The organism is Pseudomonas sp. TE3-3-F2023, from assembly GCF_036784815.1.
Taxonomy (GTDB): Bacteria; Pseudomonadota; Gammaproteobacteria; order Pseudomonadales; family Pseudomonadaceae; genus Aquipseudomonas; species Aquipseudomonas pudica.
The window spans coordinates 2,398,586-2,418,717 of record NZ_CP145113.1 but is presented as its reverse complement, the minus strand read 5'-3'; the positions used below and the strand labels follow the sequence as shown (position 1 = coordinate 2,418,717).

Annotated in this window: 15 protein-coding genes and 1 pseudogene; 5 read left to right on the top strand and 11 right to left on the bottom strand. The window is 60.8% G+C overall.

The annotated features are described in order from the left end of the window. Window positions 1-6 precede the first annotated feature (6 nt). The 4 genes from lpxK to V3314_RS10985 all read right to left on the bottom strand — a co-directional run bounded on the left by lpxK (window position 7) and on the right by V3314_RS10985 (window position 4,508). Window positions 7-1,008, bottom strand: a complete 1,002-nt coding sequence (lpxK, locus tag V3314_RS11000; RefSeq protein ID WP_046617072.1) for a tetraacyldisaccharide 4'-kinase — start codon at window positions 1,006-1,008, stop codon at window positions 7-9. Then, window positions 1,008-1,442 (bottom strand): biopolymer transporter ExbD, encoded by a 435-nt coding sequence (locus V3314_RS10995; RefSeq protein ID WP_046617071.1) that lies wholly within the window; start codon window positions 1,440-1,442, stop codon window positions 1,008-1,010. The genes lpxK and V3314_RS10995 overlap by 1 nt, the downstream gene beginning before the upstream one ends. Continuing rightward, window positions 1,439-2,074: a MotA/TolQ/ExbB proton channel family protein gene (locus tag V3314_RS10990; protein WP_003259970.1), complete on the bottom strand. Its 636-nt coding sequence runs from the start codon at window positions 2,072-2,074 to the stop codon at window positions 1,439-1,441. The genes V3314_RS10995 and V3314_RS10990 overlap by 4 nt, the downstream gene beginning before the upstream one ends. A gap of 217 nt (window positions 2,075-2,291) precedes the next feature. Continuing rightward, on the bottom strand, window positions 2,292-4,508 hold the full coding sequence (locus V3314_RS10985; protein WP_338460211.1) for a DNA internalization-related competence protein ComEC/Rec2: 2,217 nt from the start codon (window positions 4,506-4,508) through the stop codon (window positions 2,292-2,294). Between the two features lie 143 nt (window positions 4,509-4,651). On the opposite strand from V3314_RS10985, the pseudogene V3314_RS10980 reads away from it, so the two are divergent. Continuing rightward, window positions 4,652-5,158: pseudogene (locus V3314_RS10980) on the top strand (DUF2062 domain-containing protein); the annotation flags it as partial. Window positions 5,159-5,167: 9 nt separating this feature from the next. On the opposite strand, the gene V3314_RS10975 reads toward V3314_RS10980, so the two are convergent. The 3 genes from V3314_RS10975 to V3314_RS10965 all read right to left on the bottom strand — a co-directional run bounded on the left by V3314_RS10975 (window position 5,168) and on the right by V3314_RS10965 (window position 7,644). Further along, window positions 5,168-5,947, bottom strand: coding sequence for an ABC transporter permease (locus V3314_RS10975; RefSeq protein ID WP_046617070.1), 780 nt, complete (start codon window positions 5,945-5,947; stop codon window positions 5,168-5,170). Continuing rightward, on the bottom strand, window positions 5,944-6,876 hold the full coding sequence (locus V3314_RS10970; protein WP_046617069.1) for an ABC transporter ATP-binding protein: 933 nt from the start codon (window positions 6,874-6,876) through the stop codon (window positions 5,944-5,946). Before V3314_RS10970 ends, V3314_RS10975 begins: the two co-directional genes overlap by 4 nt. Window positions 6,877-7,020: 144 nt before the next feature. Next, on the bottom strand, window positions 7,021-7,644 hold the full coding sequence (locus V3314_RS10965; RefSeq protein WP_046617068.1) for a glutathione S-transferase: 624 nt from the start codon (window positions 7,642-7,644) through the stop codon (window positions 7,021-7,023). A 282-nt stretch (window positions 7,645-7,926) separates the two neighbouring features. Here V3314_RS10965 and V3314_RS10960 point away from each other — a divergent pair, with 282 nt between their 5' ends. Next, window positions 7,927-10,374: an acyl-CoA dehydrogenase gene (locus tag V3314_RS10960; RefSeq protein ID WP_046617067.1), complete on the top strand. Its 2,448-nt coding sequence runs from the start codon at window positions 7,927-7,929 to the stop codon at window positions 10,372-10,374. A 75-nt stretch (window positions 10,375-10,449) separates the two neighbouring features. Here the strand turns inward: V3314_RS10960 and V3314_RS10955 are convergent, their stop codons facing one another. Continuing rightward, the gene (locus tag V3314_RS10955) at window positions 10,450-12,081 is read right to left on the bottom strand and encodes a hypothetical protein (protein ID WP_046617066.1); all 1,632 of its coding nucleotides are present in this window, start codon (window positions 12,079-12,081) and stop codon (window positions 10,450-10,452) included. Between the two features lie 41 nt (window positions 12,082-12,122). Between V3314_RS10955 and V3314_RS10950 the strand changes: the two genes are divergently transcribed. The 3 genes from V3314_RS10950 to V3314_RS10940 all read left to right on the top strand — a co-directional run bounded on the left by V3314_RS10950 (window position 12,123) and on the right by V3314_RS10940 (window position 14,017). Then, the gene (locus V3314_RS10950; RefSeq protein ID WP_046617065.1) at window positions 12,123-12,518 is read left to right on the top strand and encodes a PA2817 family protein; all 396 of its coding nucleotides are present in this window, start codon (window positions 12,123-12,125) and stop codon (window positions 12,516-12,518) included. A 177-nt stretch (window positions 12,519-12,695) separates the two neighbouring features. After that, entirely contained in the window at window positions 12,696-13,226 is a 531-nt protein-coding gene (locus V3314_RS10945; protein ID WP_046617064.1) for a fimbrial protein, read from the top strand. Window positions 13,227-13,288: 62 nt separating this feature from the next. Then, on the top strand, window positions 13,289-14,017 hold the full coding sequence (locus tag V3314_RS10940; protein WP_338460210.1) for a molecular chaperone: 729 nt from the start codon (window positions 13,289-13,291) through the stop codon (window positions 14,015-14,017). 13 nt (window positions 14,018-14,030) lie between these two features. On the opposite strand, the gene V3314_RS10935 is transcribed toward V3314_RS10940, so the two are convergent. From V3314_RS10935 to V3314_RS10925, 3 genes are all read right to left on the bottom strand, one after another. Beyond that, a complete protein-coding gene (locus V3314_RS10935; protein ID WP_338460209.1) occupies window positions 14,031-15,488 on the bottom strand; it encodes a hypothetical protein in 1,458 nt (485 codons plus the stop codon). Between the two features lie 50 nt (window positions 15,489-15,538). Continuing rightward, window positions 15,539-17,515, bottom strand: coding sequence for an autotransporter outer membrane beta-barrel domain-containing protein (locus V3314_RS10930; protein ID WP_338460208.1), 1,977 nt, complete (start codon window positions 17,513-17,515; stop codon window positions 15,539-15,541). A gap of 407 nt (window positions 17,516-17,922) precedes the next feature. Then, the gene (locus V3314_RS10925) at window positions 17,923-19,941 is read right to left on the bottom strand and encodes a hypothetical protein (RefSeq protein ID WP_338460207.1); all 2,019 of its coding nucleotides are present in this window, start codon (window positions 19,939-19,941) and stop codon (window positions 17,923-17,925) included. Between the last annotated feature and the right edge of the window lie 191 nt (window positions 19,942-20,132).

Sequence of the window (20,132 nt, the reverse complement as noted above, 5' to 3'; positions counted from 1 at the left end):
AAGGGCTCAGGGCTTGCGCAGCAAGTGTTGCAACTGGTTGTCGAACCAGGCGCTGAAAGCCGGCGTGGGCTGCGCCTCGACGGCCAGGTACCACCAGTCGTCAGCGGCGAAGGCCCGGCATTTCACCGCATCCTTCTCGGTCATGACCAGCGGCAGCGGCGGGCTGAAGGCCAGGCTCTGGGCGCTGAACTGCGCATGGTCGGCAAAGGGATGCGGCACCGGCTGCCAGTTTAGCCCCAGCAGGGTATTGAAGAAACGTTGCGGGTTGCCGATACCGGCCACCGCGTGCAGGCGTTGGCCTGCGGGGAAATGGTCAAGCGCGCGGCGCTCGCCACTGCGCAGGTTGACAAGGGCGGACGGCTGCAGGCGGAAGCCGAAGCCATCGGCACGGTCCGCGTTGGCACCATTGAACAGTACCGCGTCAGCCTCGTGCAGGCGCTCGGCCGGCTCACGCAACGGCCCCGCCGGCAGGCAGCGGCCATTGCCCAGGCCGCGAGCGGCATCGATCAGCACCAGCTCCAGGTCGCGGGCCAGGCGATAGTGCTGCATGCCGTCGTCACACAGGATCAGGTCGAGGGGTTCGCTGGCCAGGAGCGCCTGCACGGCGCGGGAGCGGTCGGGGTCGATCATCAGCGGCACACCGGTGCGCTGCACGATCAGCAGTGGTTCATCACCGGCCTGCCCGGCAGCCTGGTCGGCCTGCACGCGCCAGGGTAATTGCGGCGGCTTGGCGCCATAGCCACGGCTGACCACGCCCACCTTCAGCCCCTGCTGACGGCAGTGCTCGATCAGCCAGAGGATCATCGGCGTCTTGCCGGTACCGCCCACAGTGATGTTACCCACCACGATGACCGGCACCGGGGCCCGGTAGCTGGCACTTTCGCCACTGAGAAAACGCGCCCGCTTGCGCGTGACCACGCGGCGATACAGCGCCTCCAGCGGGCGCAGCAGCGCCAGGGCCGGGTGCCCGGCGTACCAGGCGGCGAGCAGACGGTCGGCGAAGGCCATCAAGGCGTGCCCTGGGCCGCCTCGACGGTGGTCATGCGCAACTGGCTGAAACCGAGCTTGCCGGCGGCATCCATCGCGGTGACCACAGCCTGGTGCGGAGTCTTGCCGTCGGCGCTGATGGCCAGCGGCAGCTTGTTGTCGCCGCCCGATTCACGCTCGATCGCTTCGCTCAGGGTGGCCAGGTCGCTCTTGGGCAGCAGGTGGTTGTTCACCGAGTACACGCCTTCTGCGCTGATGGTGATTTCCACCAGCTTGCCCTGGTCGGGCGGCGCCTGTTCGGCGCTGGCTGCTTCGGGCAGCTCGACACGCAGCTGGGTCTCGCGGGTGAAGGTGGTGGTGACCACGAAGAACAACAGCAGGACGAACACCACGTCGATCAGCGACGCCAGGTTGATATCGACGTTCTCCCGCTGGCGATTGCGCCGGAACTTCACGCCTTGCCTCCGGCCACTTCCACTTCACGGTCGCCCTGGATCACTTCTACCAGCTTGATCGCCTCCTGCTCCATGCCCACCACCAGCTCATCGATGCGGCGGAGCAGGAAGCGGTGGAAGAACACCGCCGGAATACCGACCATCAGGCCGGCCGCGGTGGTGACCAGGGCCTTGGAGATACCACCGGCCAGCACTGCGGCGTTGGCGGTCATCTGCGAGCCCATGAAGGCGCTGAAGATGTCGATCATGCCCAGCACGGTACCCAGCAGGCCCAGCAGCGGGGCCATGGCGGCGATGGTGCCGAGGGTGCTGATGTAGCGTTCCAGTTCGTGGATGACGCGCGAAGCGGCCTCCTCGATGCATTCCTTCATGATTTCACGGCCATGGCGCGAGTTGGCCAGGCCGGCGGCAAGGATTTCGCCCAGTGGCGAATCGGCGCGCAGGGCCTTGAGCTTGTCACTGGTCAGTTGCTTGTCCTTGATCCATATCCACACCTGGCCGAGCAGGTGCGGCGGGGTGACGCGACTGACGCGCAGGGTCCACAGGCGCTCGACGACGATAGCCATGGCAGCGATGGAGCTCAGAATGATCGGCAGCATCATCCAACCACCGGACTTGACCAATTCCCACACAGTAAACGCCCCTTCGGAAAAAGGCCGACACTCTACCATAGGCACGTCGGGGGCTCATCTGCCGGAGGTCAGGGAATTCCCCTACCCGGTTTCTACCTTGAGCTGTCGGGTGGCTGAACTGGCCCTTTCGCGGGTAAACCCGCTCCCACAGGTTTTGTACCATCCTCCGGTTCGGTGCAGTACCTGTGGGAGCGGGTTTACCCGCGAAAGGGCCAGCTCAGCCACCGACCGCATCCCTCCAGAAACGCCTCTGTCGGCGCACACTCTCGACCTCCCCCAGCCTCCCCAGCACCAACCGCAACGCCCCCTGCTCCGCCGTGTCATGCATCACCACCCCATGCCGCCGATAACGTTCGACCACCTGCGCGTGCGGGTGCCCGAAGCTGTTGTTGCGCCCGCGCGAAATCAGTACCCCGCGCGGCGCCGTGGCGCGGATGAAGGCCTCGCTGGATGAACTGCGGCTGCCATGGTGCGGCGACTGCAACCAGTCGATCCACGGCGCTTCTGTGGCCGCCAGCCAGGCCCGTTCGGCACCGGCTTCCATATCACCCGCCAGCAACAATCGCTCACCTTGTGCCTCGACCAGCAACACACAGGAGCGGTCATTGCTGCTCTGCCCATCAGCCCAGCGCCATAGCGAAAAGCGCACGCCATCCCACATCCATTGCTCGCCACTGGCACAAGGTTGCAGTTGCATGTCATCCAGCACTTCGCCGCCGATCACCCGTTTGACCGGCAAGCCACGCAGGATTGCGCCAGCACCACCGGCGTGGTCGGCATGGGCGTGGCTGACCAGCATCAGGTCCAGGCTACCCACCCCCAGCTTGCGCAAGGTCGGCAACACCACCCGCTCGCCCAGGTCGCTCTCTCCCCTGGCCGGCCCTGCGTCGTACAGCATGTTGTGATGCCGGGTGCGCAACAGTACCGCCAGCCCCTGACCGACATCCAGATGCCAGACCTCGACCTGGCCGAACGGCAGCGTCTCCCGGGGTACCCATAGCGCCAGCAGCATCACGCCCCCCAACCCGCGCAGTGGCACGCCACGGGGCATCAAAACCAGCAGCGTACCCAGGCACACCAGCAGCCAGGCCCACAATGGCAGAACGGCTGGCAGCCACGCCGACTGCTGTTGGGCCACCAACTCCAGCAGCCGGAAAAGCACGTCGAGCAAACCACCCGCCAGCCACAACAGCACCTCCCCTACCTCGCCCAGCGGCAGCAGCAAGGCCCCCAGCAATGCCAACGGCAGCACCGCCAGGCTGACCCACGGCACCGCAACAAGGTTGGCCAGCGGCGCACTTACGCTCACCGGCAAGCCCGTAGCCAGCAGCACCGGCAGCAAACCGATGGCAATCCCCCATTGCGCCCGCGTCCAGGCCTGCCAGGGCCGCCAGCCGCCCAGGCGTGCACTGAAGCAATAACCAAGCGTGGCCACGGCCGCGAACGACAGCCAGAACCCGGGCAGCAGCGCGGCCAACGGCTCCACCAGTAGCACGGCAACCAGCGCCAGCAGCAACGGCAAGGCCGCACCAAGGTGGCGAAAACGCAGGCGCCAGAGCAACACCACGGCCAGCATCAGGCAGGCACGCTGCACCGGTACACCGCCACCAGCCAACCAACCGTAGGCCAGTGCCGCAGCCATGGCCAGGCCGCACGCCCAGGGCAGCCAGGGCAGCCGAGCGGGCCACAGCCCCCAACGCGCCAGCCCGGCAACCAGGCCATACAGCAAGCCGGCAACCAGGCCGATGTGCTGGCCCGAAATCACTAGCAGGTGCACCGTGCCGGTGGCCTGCAACGTTTGCCAGTCCTCCCGGGCCAGACCCGCCCCGTCGCCAATAACCAGCGCTACCAACGCTGCCTGCTGGCCATGGGCCTCGACTGCCAGCAGGCGCTGGCGCAGCGCATCGCGCCAACCGCCGGTTGCAGGCGCCAGCAACTGCCCGGCTTTGACCGTGCCGGTGGCCCCAACCCGGCGCGCCAGCAGTTGCGCCTCCCGGTCTGACCCATACGGATTGAGCAGCCCGGCCGGGCGCTGCAAGGTCACCGCCAGCCGCCACTGCTCGCCCGCCCGCAGCGACGGCCCGTCGAACCAGCTCAGTTGCAGGCGCTGCGGCAGTTCTGCCCGCCGCGAGCGGGGCGCATCCAGCTCGAAGCGCACACCTTGCGCAGTCCGGGTCGGCAGGCCGACCACCTGGCCTTCAAGCCACAGGGTGCGGCCATCCAGCCCGGCGGCCAGGCGGTCATCCAGCGCCTGCTGCGCGGACCAGCAGGCCCAACACAAACCCAACAGAAAACAGCCCAACGGCCACAGCCGGGTGAAAAGGCCGACGCCACCGGCTATAGCCAGCAGCACCAGCCATCCGACCGATGGCAATGCGGGGAGAAAGCCCAGGCACAACAGCCCGAGCGCGAGCGCAAGCATCCCTGTGCGCATAGAAGTAGAGCTCCAGAAGCGAAATCACCTTCTGAGGCATAGCCCAATTGCCGGCAGCGCTTGCTCAACAATTGTCACAAACTCTAAACGAGGCTGAACGGGAATCAGGGCATACTGCCCAGGTCAACGCTCCGGGAGCCTACATGCCGCGCCGACTTTTCAAACGCTACATGCCGGACCCGACCAGTATTCGGGAACACAAGTCCTTACGCTTTTTCGGCAAGTTGCTGCATGACCCGAACCTCTGGCACCTGAACCGCCATTCGGTGGCGAGGGCCATGGGCGTTGGCCTGTTCGCGGCGCTGATCCCGATGCCAGCGCAGATGCTGCTGGCCGCCGCACTGGCCATTCCGCTGCGCGGCAACCTGCCGATCGCGGTCAGCCTGGTTTGGCTGACCAACCCGCTGACCATGCCGCCAGTGTTCTTCGTCACCTACATGACCGGCGCCTGGCTGATGCAGGTGCCGCCGCGCACCCTGCCCGACGAGCTGACTTTCCAATGGATCACCGACCAGCTGTCGACGCTGTGGCAACCCTTCCTGCTCGGCTCAGTGGTGTGCGGGGTGGTGCTGGGCATCCTTGGCTACTTCACCACCATGCTCTACTGGCGCTGGTGGGTGGGCCGGCAGTGGCGTCTGCGCCAATGCCGGTGCAAGGCTTCAGGCACGCATGCCGCGGCCGCTGACCAGCAGGCGAACGCACACCACGTAGAGCACAGCGGTAGCGACCAGCATGAAGGTAATCGCCGTGCCAATGCTGATATCCGACACCCCTAGGATGCCGTAGCGGAACGAGTTGACCATGTGCAGCACAGGGTTGGCCAGCGACACGGTCTGCCAGAACGGCGGCAGCAGGTTGATCGAGTAGAACACCCCGCCCAGATAGGTTAGCGGCGTCAGCACGAAGGTAGGGATGATCGAAATGTCGTCGAAGTTGCGCGCGAACACCGCATTGACGAAGCCCAGCAGCGAGAAGATGGTGGCGGTCAGCAGCACCACGACCACGGTCACGCCCAGGTGGTGCACCTGCAGGTGGGTAAAGAACAGCGACAGGAAGGTCACGATCACGCCCACCGCCAGGCCACGCAGCACGCCACCCAGCACGTAACCGACGAGGATGGTGTGTGGCGAAACCGGCGACACCATCAGCTCTTCGATGGAGCGCTGGAACTTGCTGCCGAAGAAGCTCGACACCACGTTGCCGTAGGAGTTGGTGATCACCGACATCATGATCAGCCCCGGCACGATGTATTCCATGTAGGTGAAGCCACCCATGTCGCCGATCTGCCGGCCGATCAGGTTACCGAAGATGACGAAGTACAGAACCATGGTGATCGCCGGCGGCAGCAGGGTCTGCGGCCAGATACGCAGGAAGCGCCGCACTTCGCGGTAGACGATGGTGTTCAGGGCGACCCAGTTGGTGCGCAGTTCCACACTCATACGGCCACCTTCGACAGGTTTTTTTCCACCAGGGACACGAACAGCTCCTCGAGTCGGTTGGTCTTGTTGCGCAGGCTCTGTACCTCGATGTTCTGCAGCGCCAGCTGGCCGAACAACGCCGTGATGCCAATGTCCTTGTCCACCTGCACTTCCAGGGTGTGCGGGGTCAGCAGCCGGCACGGGTAGCCCTGCAGCACCGGTGCAGTGGCCAGGTCCTGCTTGATGTCGAGGACGAAGGTTTCGACATGCAGCTTGCCCAGCAACTGGCGCATGCTGGTGTTCTCGACGATGGTGCCGTGGTCGATGATGCCGATGTTACGGCACAGCTGCTCGGCCTCTTCCAGGTAGTGGGTGGTGAGGATGATGGTGATGCCCTTCTGGTTCAGCTCGGTGAGGAAGCTCCACATCGAACGGCGCAGTTCGATGTCCACACCGGCTGTGGGCTCGTCGAGAATCAGCAGGCGCGGTTCGTGGATCAGCGCGCGGGCAATCATCAGGCGGCGCTTCATGCCCCCCGACAGCGAACGCGACTGCACGTCACGCTTGTCCCACAGGCCGAGCTGGGTCAGGTACTGCTCGGCACGCTCCTTGGCCACCTTGGGCGGGATGCCGTAGTAACCGGCCTGGGTCACGACGATGTCGAAGGTTTTCTCGAACTGGTTGAAGTTGAACTCCTGCGGCACCACGCCCAGGCAGCGTTTTAGCGCCGACGGCTCGCGGTCCAGGTCGTGGCCGAACACGTTGACCGTGCCGCTGGTCTTGTTGACCAGGGTGGAGAGGATGCCGATGGTGGTGGACTTGCCCGCGCCGTTGGGGCCGAGCAAGGCGAAGAAGTCGCCTTCGGCAACATCCAGGTCGATACCCTTGAGGGCCTGGAAGCCGTTGCCGTAGGTCTTGGTCAGCTGTCGGATGGACAGGGCGGAACTCATAGCGGGTCACTTACCGAGAAAAAGGTGCAGGACACGCCAGGTAAAGGCACTGGCGCAGTGAGTGCGGCCAATGGTGCTTGGCCTGGCCGCACAAGTACAGTCATGTGTATTGATAATGACTATCGAAGTAGCCGTGGTGTTCGATCAGGTCAGCGCAGTCATTACCGCTGCCTGGTATGCAGGGCGGGCTTTCAGGCGCTCGTACCAGGCCTCCAGGTTATGCATCGCCGGGCGCTCGATGGGCATTTCGAACCAGGCATAGATGAAGCTACCCAGTGGGATGTCGCCCATGCCGATCTGGTCACCGGAAAGGTACGGTTGTTTGGCCAGGGCTTCGTCGGCAATGGCCAGCAGCTGGGCGCATTGCTTGTGCGCAGCGTTGATCGCCACCCAGTCGCGCTGGTCTTCCGGGGTGCGCAACAGGCCCCAGAACAGTGGGCGGAACGGCGTGGCGAAGGACGAGGTGGTCCAGTCCATCCACTTGTCCGCCAGGGCGCGCTGACGCGGGTCGTCCAGGTACCAGCCCTGCTCCGCACCGTATTCGGCGCACAGGTAGCGGACGATGGTATTGGACTCCCACAGGGTCAGGTCGCCGTCTTCCAGCATCGGCACCAGGCCGTTGGGGTTGCGGGCACGGTAGTGTGGCTCGTTGACCACGCCGAAGGCGCCGCCGGCGTCGATGGATTCGAAGTCCAGGCCCAGTTCGTGGGCGATCCACAGCGCCTTGCGTACATTGCTCGAATTCTTGCGGCCCCAGATCTTCAGCATGGCAACGTCCTTATGAATGCGGAGGAGGCACAGTCTACTCCAGAGTTTTATCGCCTGTACCGGCCTCCTCGCGGGTAAACCCGCTCCCACAAGGATCCCACCCGATCTCAGAGCGGTGCAGTACCTGTGGGAGCGGGTTTACCCGCGAAGAGGCCGGTACAGGCAAACATCGGAAACTCCCACCGCTACACCCTGTCACTGTTCTGACCCTGCCGTTCACAGCGTTGCGTCTAAGCTGTCTGAGACGGCTCAAGCCCCCCCTGGTTCCAAGGAGGACCGATTATGTTGCTGTTGTGGTTGGTAGTGCTGGTGATCGGCGCGGCGTACCTCACGCACCGGCGCCTGGCGCCCTTGCAGATTCTCGGCATCATGGCGGGCTATGTACTGCTGATGGGCATTTTCAGCAGCGCTCCTGGCTGGCTGCTGACCCTGCTCTGGATAGTGCTGGCACTGAAGGTCGCCCTGGTGGCGCTGCCGGAATGGCGCCGCAAGGTATTCACAGGCCCCGTGTTCAAGTGGTTCCAGCGCACCCTGCCGCCGATGTCACAAACCGAGCGCGAGGCGATCGACGCCGGCACCGTATGGTGGGACGGCGAACTGTTCAGCGGCCGCCCCGATTGGCGCACCTTGCTCGAATACCCGGCGCCGAAGCTGACCGAAGAAGAACAGGCCTTCATCGATGGCCCGACCGAACAGCTGTGCGCCATGGTCAGCGACTGGCAGATCGGCCAGGACATGGACCTGCCGGCCGAAGCCTGGGCACATATCAAGCAGCATGGCTTCTTCGCCCTGATCATCCCCAAGGAATACGGCGGCAAGGGCTTTTCAGCCTACGCACACTCCCAGGTGGCGATGAAACTGGCCACCCGCAGCGGCGACCTGGCCTCCACCGTGATGGTGCCCAACTCGCTCGGCCCGGCCGAACTGCTGTTGCATTACGGCACTGACGAACAACGCAACCACTACCTGCCACGCCTGGCGCGTGGAGATGAAATCCCCTGCTTCGCCCTCACTGGCCCGCTGGCCGGCTCCGATGCTGGCGCCATGCCTGACACCGGGGTGGTCTGCAAGGGGCAATGGAACGGCGAAGAGGTCATCGGCCTGCGCCTGAATTGGGAAAAGCGCTATATCACCCTCGGGCCCGTCGCCACCCTGCTGGGCCTGGCGTTCAAGGCCTACGACCCGGACCACCTGTTGGGCGAGCAGGAAGAACTGGGTATCAGCCTGGCGCTGATCCCTACCGACACGCCCGGCGTCGAAATCGGCAAACGCCACCTGCCACTGGGCGCCGCGTTCATGAACGGCCCCAACAGCGGCAAGGACGTATTCGTGCCGCTGGATTTCCTCATCGGTGGCCAGGCCATGCTCGGCAAGGGCTGGATGATGCTGATGAACTGCCTGTCGGTCGGCCGCTCCATCTCCCTGCCCGCAGTGGGTACCGGCGCTGCCAAGTACACCAGCCTGGTCACTGGCCAGTACGCCAACATACGCGAACAGTTCAATGTTCCCCTGGCTGCCTTCGAAGGTATCCAGGAGTCGCTGGCACGCATCGGCGGCAATGCCTGGCTGATGGACAGCGCACGGCTGCTGACCGCCAAGGCCGTGGACCTGGGCGAGAAGCCTTCGGTGCTGTCGGCGATCCTCAAGTACCACCTCACCGAGCGTGGCCGCGAGTGCATCAAGCACGCCATGGACGTGCACGGCGGCAAGGCCATCATCATGGGGCCAAACAACTATCTGGGGCGCAACTGGCAAGGGGCGCCGATCTTCATCACCGTCGAAGGCGCCAACATTCTTTCGCGCAACCTGATGATCTTCGGCCAGGGTGCCATCCGCTGTCACCCGTTCGTGCTCAAGGAAATGGCCCTGGCCGGGCGCGAGGACCGCGATCAGGCATTGAGGGAATTCGACGACCTGTTGATGAAACACATCATGTTCGCCGCGAGCAACGCGGCCAGCACGCTGGTGTTGAACCTCGGCCTGGGCCGCCTGGAAAGCGTACCAGGCGATGCCTTGAGCCAAGGTTACTTCCGGGCGCTCAACCGCCAGGCCGCGGCCTTCGCCCTGCTGGCTGACCTGTCGATGATGCTGCTGGGCGGTGCGCTCAAGCGCCGCGAACGCCTGAGCGCACGGCTGGGTGACGTGCTCAGCTACCTGTACCTGTCCAGCGCCGCCCTCAAGCGCTATCACGACCTGGGTTCACCGGAGCACATGCAGCCACTGTTGCGCTGGGCCGTGGAAGAAAGCCTGGGCCAGGCGGAAAACGCCCTGGACCGCCTGCTGGACAACTTCCCCAACCGCTTCGTCGGCTGTGCCCTGCGCGTGCTGGTATTCCCCTTCGGCCGCCGCCATACCGGGCCGAGCGATGAACTGGATGCCGAAGTCGCCGCACTGATCGGCCGCAGCAAAGGCGACCCGGCACTGGAGGAGCTGTTAGCGGGATGCTTCAGGCCACAGGCCGAAGGCGACCCGGTTGCGGCGTTGCAGCGGGCCAGTGATTTGCTGGACGAAACCGCCCCTGTGCAAAAAAGGCTGCATCAGGCCATCAAGGACGGCAAGTTCACGCCAGGCCATGGTCAGGCCACGGTCGAAGCCGCCATCGAAGTGGGCCTTCTGCAGCCGGCTGAGGGGCAACACCTGATGGAAGCTGAACAGGCGCGCCGGAAAGTAATCGATGTGGACGCCTTCGACAAAGATCAGCTGAACCCCAAACCAGGATGCATTCGCTGAGCTTAGGCAGAAAGTCAGAGTGCCGACAGAGCCGCAAAACGGCTCTGTCGAGATGTTGCAAGCAGGAACAAAGTATCAACCGTTATATAGCGCTACAGCCTCCTCGGGCGAGTAGAGCGGCATGGGGATAACGGTGAACGCCCATAACAGAAGGCGGGGGTCGCTCGTGTCCCGCGCCCAGACGACAGAGAAGGAGGATGGATTGCTGGCGGCCGGGTTGAACACACCCGAAGGCGATAAAGTGCCATTACCCGAAACGACACCCCACTCGGTATCACCTTCCGGGACCGGCAGGTCTTTGCGCTCCTCAACGTCGTAGTACCAGAGTTCAAGTTTGAACTTGCCGTTTTCCAGGGAAGCCTTCAAATAATGCGTTTGCGGCGCATGATATGTAGCAAATGTCGAGTATGCGCTTTCGCCATTTTGCGTGGCTTTGACCATATCAACCGTGAACCATTTAGGGACGCTGGAAATAACAGCGGCCGGGCGACCGGTCTTGTTTTTCGTACTCTGAACCGCACCAGATCCAGGACCAGCAGGAGGGTAATAGTACCGGGTGCTACCTTCTGTCTCCAGGCGCCCCAGCCGCTCGCCTTCCAGAACCCAGGCCGCCGTATCGGGACCTGGCTGTAACAGCACAGCCTGTTTATCTTCGCCAATCGCAACGACACGCACCAAGGGGTCGAGCGTCAATGCAAGCTTTTGTGGCCGAACGCCTTCACCCTGAGAGAATTGCTCCCGGGGGGAATGGTATTCCGTGCCATAGGCACCTAATGAGGATTCGTAGGAACCATCTTTCCTCCTGAGCCGGGGAGGCGGGAAAACCAGAGTGGGAAGCCAGGTTTCATCTTCAGGAGCCTTGCCCTGCTTCACTTCAGGAAATGCTTGCTCGCTGAACAGGAACACCACGACGTTATCCACGAGCACGGTTTCGGACAAAGGCAGCGGGCCCGGTTCCTGCCCAGCCAGCAAACCTGGGGTGAAATACTGGAAGGCCATTGCCGTTCCCTGATTGTACGGCTGGAAGAAAACACTCAACTCACGCAAGGTGTTTTTTATAGGCTGCTCAAAGGAATAAAGGTCGACACCGCGCTTGGTTTGATAACCCCGCTTCAGTTTCAACCGCAGCGTGTCTTCGCCGGTAAACGAAAAATCCGGTTCTACTCCCCACCCCAGGCGAACAGAGCCATCAGCGCGATAAGCGACAGAGCTGCCAGGCGTGTCGGCCTTGATCGTCAGGACCTGGCTGCCGTCATAGCCGTTATCCCTGATTTCACTCAACCACCCGACACTGCGCCCCGGCTCCAGGCGAAACGCAACCTCACGCTCGCTCAGCAGCCGTTTTTTCATTACGACGAAGTTGTCCGACCATGCCAGTTGCGGATGGCCAAAAACCACGGACGCCACTTTATGCACATGGGCATCGGCCTGCCTGTCGAGCAGGAGTGCTTCGCCCGGCGTAAACTCATGCTTTGCGTAATATGCCTTCCAGCAATCGTTCAGCAGGGTGTACCACACCTGACCATAGGCAATGGGAAACGCCGCATTCGGTACCAGATAATTTGCGCGATACATGATGCTCTCCAGTTCAGGCCAGATGACCTGGCACCATTTGAAATCGCTTCGCCTATTTCTTTCCACTGGCAAAAATGACAGGCCTCCGAGCACGCAAACCAACTGCACGCTGTCCAGGTAGGCGAACCTCATTGGGGTATACTCGTACTTTTGAGCTAGTCGAGGACCGCATCATGGCCACCCCCCACCTGCAATATCACCTGCAGTTGCTGCAGCATCTGCGCACCATTCTGGTGGCTGTGGCCGAGGCCGAGCAGGTACCAGAAGAAAGCCATGCATTGTTCCTCGAGCGCTTCGACGAACTGCTGAACCTGCTGCCTCAGGATCCACTGCATAGCCAGTACCTGGGGCAGGACCTGCTTTGCCAGGTCATCCAGCGCTATCCGCAAATCGCCCACCTTGTACCGCGCGACCTGCTCTGGTTCTTTGGCGGTGATTGCCTGCACTTCATGCCCGATGAAGAGTTGAACCTCTATCAGCAACTTGAAGAGCGGCGCCATGAAGCCGAGCAGAACGGCGAATCCTTCGACTGGAATGTACAAAAACAGCTGATGTCGGCGGCCCGGTAATACCCTCTCTACCCCTTACGACACCTGTCGCGGCGCGTTCTCCACGCAGCAATGCGACTTCCCTTACAGCTTGCCTTTTGCGATCGACGATAGGCTTACGCATGCCGAGCCGACTTCCAGCCCCTGGACGCCGGCTCGACATACACCAACACGTCAACTCCCTATCTGGATCGCACCATGAAACGTATCCTTGCACTTTGCACGCTTGGCCTGGCCTGCAGTTCGGCCACGGCCAATACTGGCGTCATCAACTTCGAAGGCACCGTGACGGATGGCGGCACCTGCCCAATCAGCATCGTCAACCCAGGCGGCTCTCCCCTGCCGATGATCAACTTTGGCGACTTCCAGGCCAAGGACTACGCTAGCGCCGGCCTACAAACGGCGAAGAAACGGTTCGTGCTGAGTATCGACCCTGCTACTTGCGCCAGCATACCGCCCGACACGACCGTCACCTTCAATGCCAACTATCCCGACCCATCGGGCAAGCTGTATGGCCTGCAAACGGGCGTCGGCTACAGTGAGGGCTTTGCGATTGCCATCTACGACGCGAGCGGCGCTCAGCTCGATCCTGGCACCCCGTCTGCCAGTTACACTCTGGACCCTGCAAAACCCACTGAAATGAATTTCAACACCAATCTCCACACTACAAAGAAAGTGACCGAGGGAACAATCGCTTCCAGCGTGAGCTTCACGGTTGCCATTCCTTAAACCCGAACACGACAAGCGCGGCTCGCTGCGCTTGTTTCCATGCCTTTGTCAGATCACTTTTCATGCCTACTTCCCCATTGCGTCAGATTGTCCTTGCCACAGCCGTCACTAGCGCATTCATCTCCTCGGCCCAGGCGGCGCTCACCATCAGCGCCACACGCATCGTGCAGGCAAGCGACAAGCAAAGCAGTTCGATCACCGTTGCCAACCCCAGCACCCAGGCGTTCGCAGTGCAAAGCTGGGTGAATACCGACGTGGACGACGGTAGCATCGCCGTTCCATTGATAGCCTCACCCGCCTTGTTCCGACTTGACCCGGGCAAAGAACAGACCGTACAGATCAATCGCCTGCCCAATGACCTGCCAGATGACAGAGAGTCGTTGTTCTTCTTCAATGTGCAGGAAATCCCCCAGGTGCAGGATGAACAGGCGAACACCCTGACCATTGCACTGCGCACCCGGATCAAGCTGTTCTACCGCCCTGTGGGCCTGCAGGGTTCTGTGCAGGACGGTTTGAACGCCCTGCAATGGTCGGTACAACACAACGACGGCAAGGCACAGCTGGCCGTGCACAACCCCTCGCCCTACCACTACACCTTCAGGAACCTCCAGGTGGGCCAATCCACTGCGCGCAAAAGCATCCAGGCACGAGAGATGGTAGCCCCCCAAAGCACCCAGGCCTACGACCTGCCAACGTCGGCATTGGCCCCAGGCATGCAGGTATTCTTCACAACCATCAACGATTACGGCGGCACCACGAGAGAAGTGACAGCGCCGGTTTCCGGCCTGTGAAAAGTATTTCGGTTCAGGGTAACAATTTCGGGCTCAACTTCGGGAACGACACCGGAACGCCTTGTACGGCAAACCTGACCTCGACGTGCAAGGTGAATGGCAAGTCGACTTTCAGCGTCTCCAGGAAGGACCTGTGCAGGACGACGTCGTTACCTGTACCTATGCCTTCGGATAGATCAGCGGTCTTGACTACGTAGTCTTTGAGCACCTGGAATGGCTCTGCCTGGTTATCGTCAGCCAAGACCCCAGTCACCCATATGTCGACCAACTGCCCTTCAAGCATAAATCGCCAGGTCCCCACCTTTACCGGAATATGGGCTGGCGCCTTGGAAAGTTCCAGGCTCTTATCGCTGACGCCTTCCAACTCGACTCTGGGCAACCCTTCGCTTACGCGCGAAATGTACAGATTGACCGGTGGCGATGGGTAATCGAGACGCTTGTCGCCAGACGCAACAAATCTTACTTCAAGGCTGAGCCCCCCTTGAGCCAGGACGTTTGGCAGCGGAATCTCGAACTCACGCTCCCGCCCCTGATAACCAGTCGTGGCTGAGTAGTAACCAGGATCGCCGGGTTTCCCCCACTCCACCCGCAGCCGCTCATCCGGGTAGACCACAGCCGAAGCCGGCACCACGACCAGAAGTGGGGGCTCCAGGTCATCGAGCGCAAGGCGCAGATCATCGTCTCTTCCCTCCGCCTGGGGAATGCTCGCTAGCGGAAAGGTTCGCGTGGCGGCCGAGACCCGCAACTTTAGAGGCTTGGAAAACGCACTGAGGTTGCCTGCCCTATCCTTGATCGCATAGTACAGGTAACGGTCCCCATCGCCGAACCGGACAATCATTTCACCGTCGAAATCGATGTAGAACGGCCCGTCAGTGTCGTCAATGACGAATTCACCGACATCGTTCTCTTCAAAAGGCTCGGTATCCCAGTAGTAGATGATCCTGTCACCGACAGCAGGCGTTGTGTAGCGGGCTACCTCGGTGCGCAAGCGCTGGCCGTGGTTTCTCAGGTAGCGCTCGGTGAGGCCGTCACGCTCGATCTCGTCCGGGTCTTCCAACACCGTCAGCATGCCCTGGTTCGCGCCCAGTGCAGGCGGGGTAAGGTCAATAAACACGGTCAGCGTATCCGATGGGCTCATATCACAAAAGGCGTTGGTCACCTCATAACGCAATTGATGGGGCCCAGCGACAAGTCGTTCTTTTGGAACGCTCAGTATGAGGTCCTCGGGCTGTACCGGGGTTTCCCACTTCTTGTCTTTCACAACCGGGAACTCATCCCAGAACAGCGTAAGCCATTCGGGCTCTCCAGGTCGCGGATCGGATATCGGCCACATGGGCACGATGACGCGCAGGGGCTGCTGCGTTGCGGTGACCGGCAGCAGGTTTTTCTCGCCGCCGTCGATATCTTCGAGCAGCGCCGGGACATCTACAGGCTCCAGCAACGCCCCAGGCTCGCTTGGCAGGGTACTCATCGGCTTCGCTCTCCCGAAGTGGAGGCCTCGACGGCCCCCACGGTTGGTGTTTACCAGCTGTAACGCACGCCCAGGTTCACACCCCAGGGTTGGTCGACGTGCTCGCCACGGCTGTGGTCGAGGTCGACGTGCATCTGCAGGCGCTCTGCAACCGTTACCGCCAGCCCCGCCCCCAGTTCCAGGCGCGACCCCGACAGGTCATTGGCAAAACGGTTCTGGTTGACCTTCACATCGTTGTTGTTGATGAACTCATGGGCGTAGGCCGCCCGCAGGTAGGGCTGAATGACACGTCCCTGCTGCATTTCGAAGTTGCGGCCGAACGTTGCCCCCGCCTTGCCCAGCAGCGAGCGTACGGCATCACCCTCGGCCTGCAGGTCGTTATCCAGCTGATAGTTCTTGCCTTGTATGTAGGCGGTGGCCCACTGGGTGAATGGCTCGAAGAAATAGCCGTGCTCCCATTCGATATGGCGCCCGAATTCGGCCGACACGCCAACACCATGGTTGTTGTAATGCCCCTTGGTGCGTGTGCCGTCACTCAGCGCCACTTTCGAATCATTATCGAAGCGGTTGAATTTCAGCACACCATCGAAGTAATAGCCGCTGCTACGGTCCAGCCAGGTGCTGTACAGCCCCACGTAGTAGCTGTCGATCTCGCCACTGGTGCCACCGCTCAGGTCCAGGTCCGAGCGGCTATGGCCAGCCAGCATACCGAGCAGCCATTGCCCGTCCCCAATGGGCAGCGGTGCATCGGCCCCCAGCGAGAAGCCTTGCTGGGTTTGCTTGTAAGCAACGCCCGAGCTGGCGGCCACGTCATACTTGTTGCCGTACGCACGCATCCAGCCACCAGCCTTGCCATCATCCAGGCGCAATTCCCCCATGCGGCTGCGCAGGCTGGTCAGCTCGCCATACCAGACAGTGGGCGCAGTGTTGAACAAAGCCAGCACCGAACGGGTGCCCGGGCTGATGATCTTGCGCGAGCCATCCAGCCACCAATCGTTGCCCTGCTTGGTCAGCTCGTAGGAAAACGCCCCCAGATCCACCGGCCCGTTGATCAACGAAAACGAGGCGCCACCATCTGCCGTCTGCACCACTTTCAACTTGCCTTCCTGCTGTGGCTCTTCCCCGCTGCTGCCAATCAACAAACCATGGTTGCCGCTGGATGTGCCCGTGATATCGAGAAAGTCGGTTTTTCCGCTGGCAAAGTCCGCATCCATGGCAAAAATGCCATTTCCCCGCAGGCTGCCGAGTGTCAGGCGCTGGTACTCGGTGGGTTTGCCGAACTGCACCGTGCCGCCATCGAGGGCCAGGTCACCCACGGCGGCGTCATCGACCATTGTCCAGCGTGACTGATTGCCAATGGTCAGCTTCCCGACATTTTCCAACTGCCCGGTGAGGGTGGCCTGCTTGTCGAGCGTGACGGTAGCGCTGGAGCCTTGTTCAGCGCGAACGTTGCCCTCGAGGTTGCTGTTCTCGACAACCAGCTCGGCATTCGACTGGTTACGCACTTCAAGCAGGCTGCCATTGCTACCGCTCAGTTGCGAGCCGTTGCTGACCGTGATCTTCGCGGTCGCCGCGCCCAGCCTGCCGCCTTCCACAACGATGGCGGCCCCATCCTGCCCGACGACCTGCGACCCGTCCAGGTCAATGCGAGCCTGCCCCGTAGTGCCGTCGGCATTGACCAGAATGCCTTCCTGGGCACCGATGACCTGACTACCCTGCACGTCGAGCCAGCCATTGAACATCCGCACGCCGGCACTGCCCGGGCCCATGCCCTGCACCCTGCTGCCAGCGAGGTGCAGCTCCGACGTGCTGGCGACCTGCGCGCCCCTCAGCTTGCCAGTGACGGTGCTGCCGCTCAGCCAGGCCGCCGAACCGCCAGCACTGCTGCGCGCCAAGGCCAGGCCGGTACCCTCGCTGGCGATGGTGCTGCCATTGATCCGGGCTAGCGAGCCCCCCTCCATCAACACACCATCGTCCGCTGCAACGATCGAACTGCCGTTGAACTCCAGTTCACTTCCCTCACGCAAGAAAATGTGCTGGGTAGATGCGCCATTTCCGGTCAGCTTCGCCCCATCCAACACCTGATAGCCAACCAGGGGACTGGAAGCGTCAATGACCGTGTCACGCTCGATGATCTGCTGGGCTGCCAGTAGATTGGCACCGTACAAACCAAAGGGCAGCACTGTTACGCAACAGGCCACGCTTCGGTAAAACCTCTGCACACTAAACGTGCTCTTCATATCAAAGCTCTCATGCGGCTCAAGTTCAGGCACAACCTTGGCGAACACAGGGAACCCACAGGCAAGTACCAACCTCAGCCAAGCTACAGGGAAGAAAAACACCGATGCATAGGAAAAATCCTACAAATACCAGAGAAAAGACTGACATCGCGCACAGCGCTTCATGCACAATGCGCGACCCACCCAGTAACGGATCAGCGACTGATATCGCAAACGCCCGATGATGGAATGAAAGCAAGCAGGACCTTGGTCACTCCTGATGGGATCTCTTTATCCGTTAGAATCGTATATTCGAAATTCGCCCTCGACCTTGTGTATTCCGGGTCTTCTGATCCTTCGTAAGTGGGAAGCACGTTTGTAGCATAAGGAATACGGTAGGTGAAACCAGTAACAGGATGATCCTCATCGATATCAACCTCTTCTTCAATCGTCACTTTTTCAATGATCTCCTCAGGATCAACAGGCGTGCGACCGCGATAAACCCACCAATGAACTCTTATTTTGGTGAAGTTACCGTAATCCAGGTATTCGCTGAGATCCGGAATCAGCACTTCGACCGCAGCCCCGTCAGGGTGATCTTTCGTTGCCTGAATACTGGCACAGGTGACCGCACCACTGTTCAGGTGATCAAATTTTGCGTCTGGCGCCTTAATGACAATCGCATCGACCTTGACCTCGGTAACAGCAGACCGCACGGGATTAGGCACACCGGATCGCCAGACCTCATAGTACACAGGAACAGCGGGGTGATTGCCCACCTTGAGAATAGTATCCCAAGGCACATTAGGCACCTTGATTGAGTCGCCGGGATTATCTGTATCTTTTACCTTATAGGTGACGGCCTCTTCTCCACCCCAGTAAAAAAATAGTTCGTCATCTGGTTTGGCAAAACTGAAAAGCTCAAACTCCAGCAAAGCATCCTCGCCAGTATCCTTGTCATCCAGTTCATCACGCAGGCCACTCTTCGGACCGGTAACAACTGGCTTTGTCGCATCTGGATGAATAGGCAGCGGCCACTCCGGATCAGGGGCTCCCGGATACAGGGTTTCGAAATTGACAAAGATATCGGTATCGGCACCGCCCATCGGGTGGGTACCCCGCAGCAGTGTATAACTGACCTTGGTAGCCACCTCGCCTGGGCCCGAGCCGTACTCTTTCAACAAGACATCATCGGGCACCCTGATCCGAATGTACTCTCCTGGTGCAGAGCCAACCATTTCGGCCGGCAGTTCCGCTCCCTGCCATTTGACTACAACGAGATCGGTGCTTTTCAAAGCGACATCCGCCTTGACCCAGACTTCAACACCTGCTTCGGCGTCAAGCTGGTCGATCAGGTAACCGTCTTCCGCCTTGGCAAGCGGTACAATGGGATCTTCAAAAACCGTGGGTAGCGTGCCAAGTGCCACTGCCACGCTCTGGTAGATGGAAGGGAGACTGACGTTGCCAGCCTGGTCAACCAGAACATATGCCGTGAACACACCACCATCGCCCACCGCTTGAACAACACTCGCATCGATCTCTACGGGCTGCCCTTTGCCGGTTGTTACAAGCTGCGTAACGGGCGGGTCAAAATCCTCGAACTTATCGGGAATACGGTTCATCCAGTACACATAGGCGGTATCCCTTTCTTCCCAATCTTTATGCTCGGGCAACTGAAGGATCACTTTGCCACCGGCAGCCGCCAAGGACGCATCAGTCACCGCCGGAACAGGGGCGAATGGAGTGGGTGCCAGATGCTTGTAAGGCGGTACCGTATCAAAAATCAAGACCAGCGAATCCGAAGTCGAAATATCGTCAAAGTCGTTCTTGATCCACGTTCTAAAATAATGAGTGCCCTCCAAGCGCATCTGATCATGGTTTTTATCCAGCTTTATAGGATAAGGATTAGGGACGGGGTTATTGTAGAAATCTTTCACTTCCTCATAAAGCGTCGTCCAGACTCGCTCATCGCGCGAATGTTCGATACGCAGCGTGTCCTTTTCGGAAAAAATCCACTTGGGCACGCTCAAGATAAAATCGTGCGCGTCATCCTTCAAGTATTCACTGCGTACCAGACCGCTGTCTTTATGGGCCAGCAAGGCATCAGCAATGATCAGGTCACCCAGACCGCCTTGCAGCCCTGGAAGACGATCACGTTGCCATGCCGCAATTGCACGCCGAGACTGGATACGAAGCCATTCGGATGGCGAGTGTTTCTTTGTGGAGCTGCTCATGATTTTCTCTCTTCGTTGGAAAGCTGAAACCGAACCTGCTCGACGAGAAAACTAAGTGCTTGCCCTACCTGTGACAACTAGCATTTTTACCAGGTACCGAAGCAGGCATGCCCCTGCCTGCGCAATAAAAAAGGGGCTGCCATGCAGCCCCTCTGCCCGCGCCACGCTGAACAAGCAAACCAGCAGGCCTG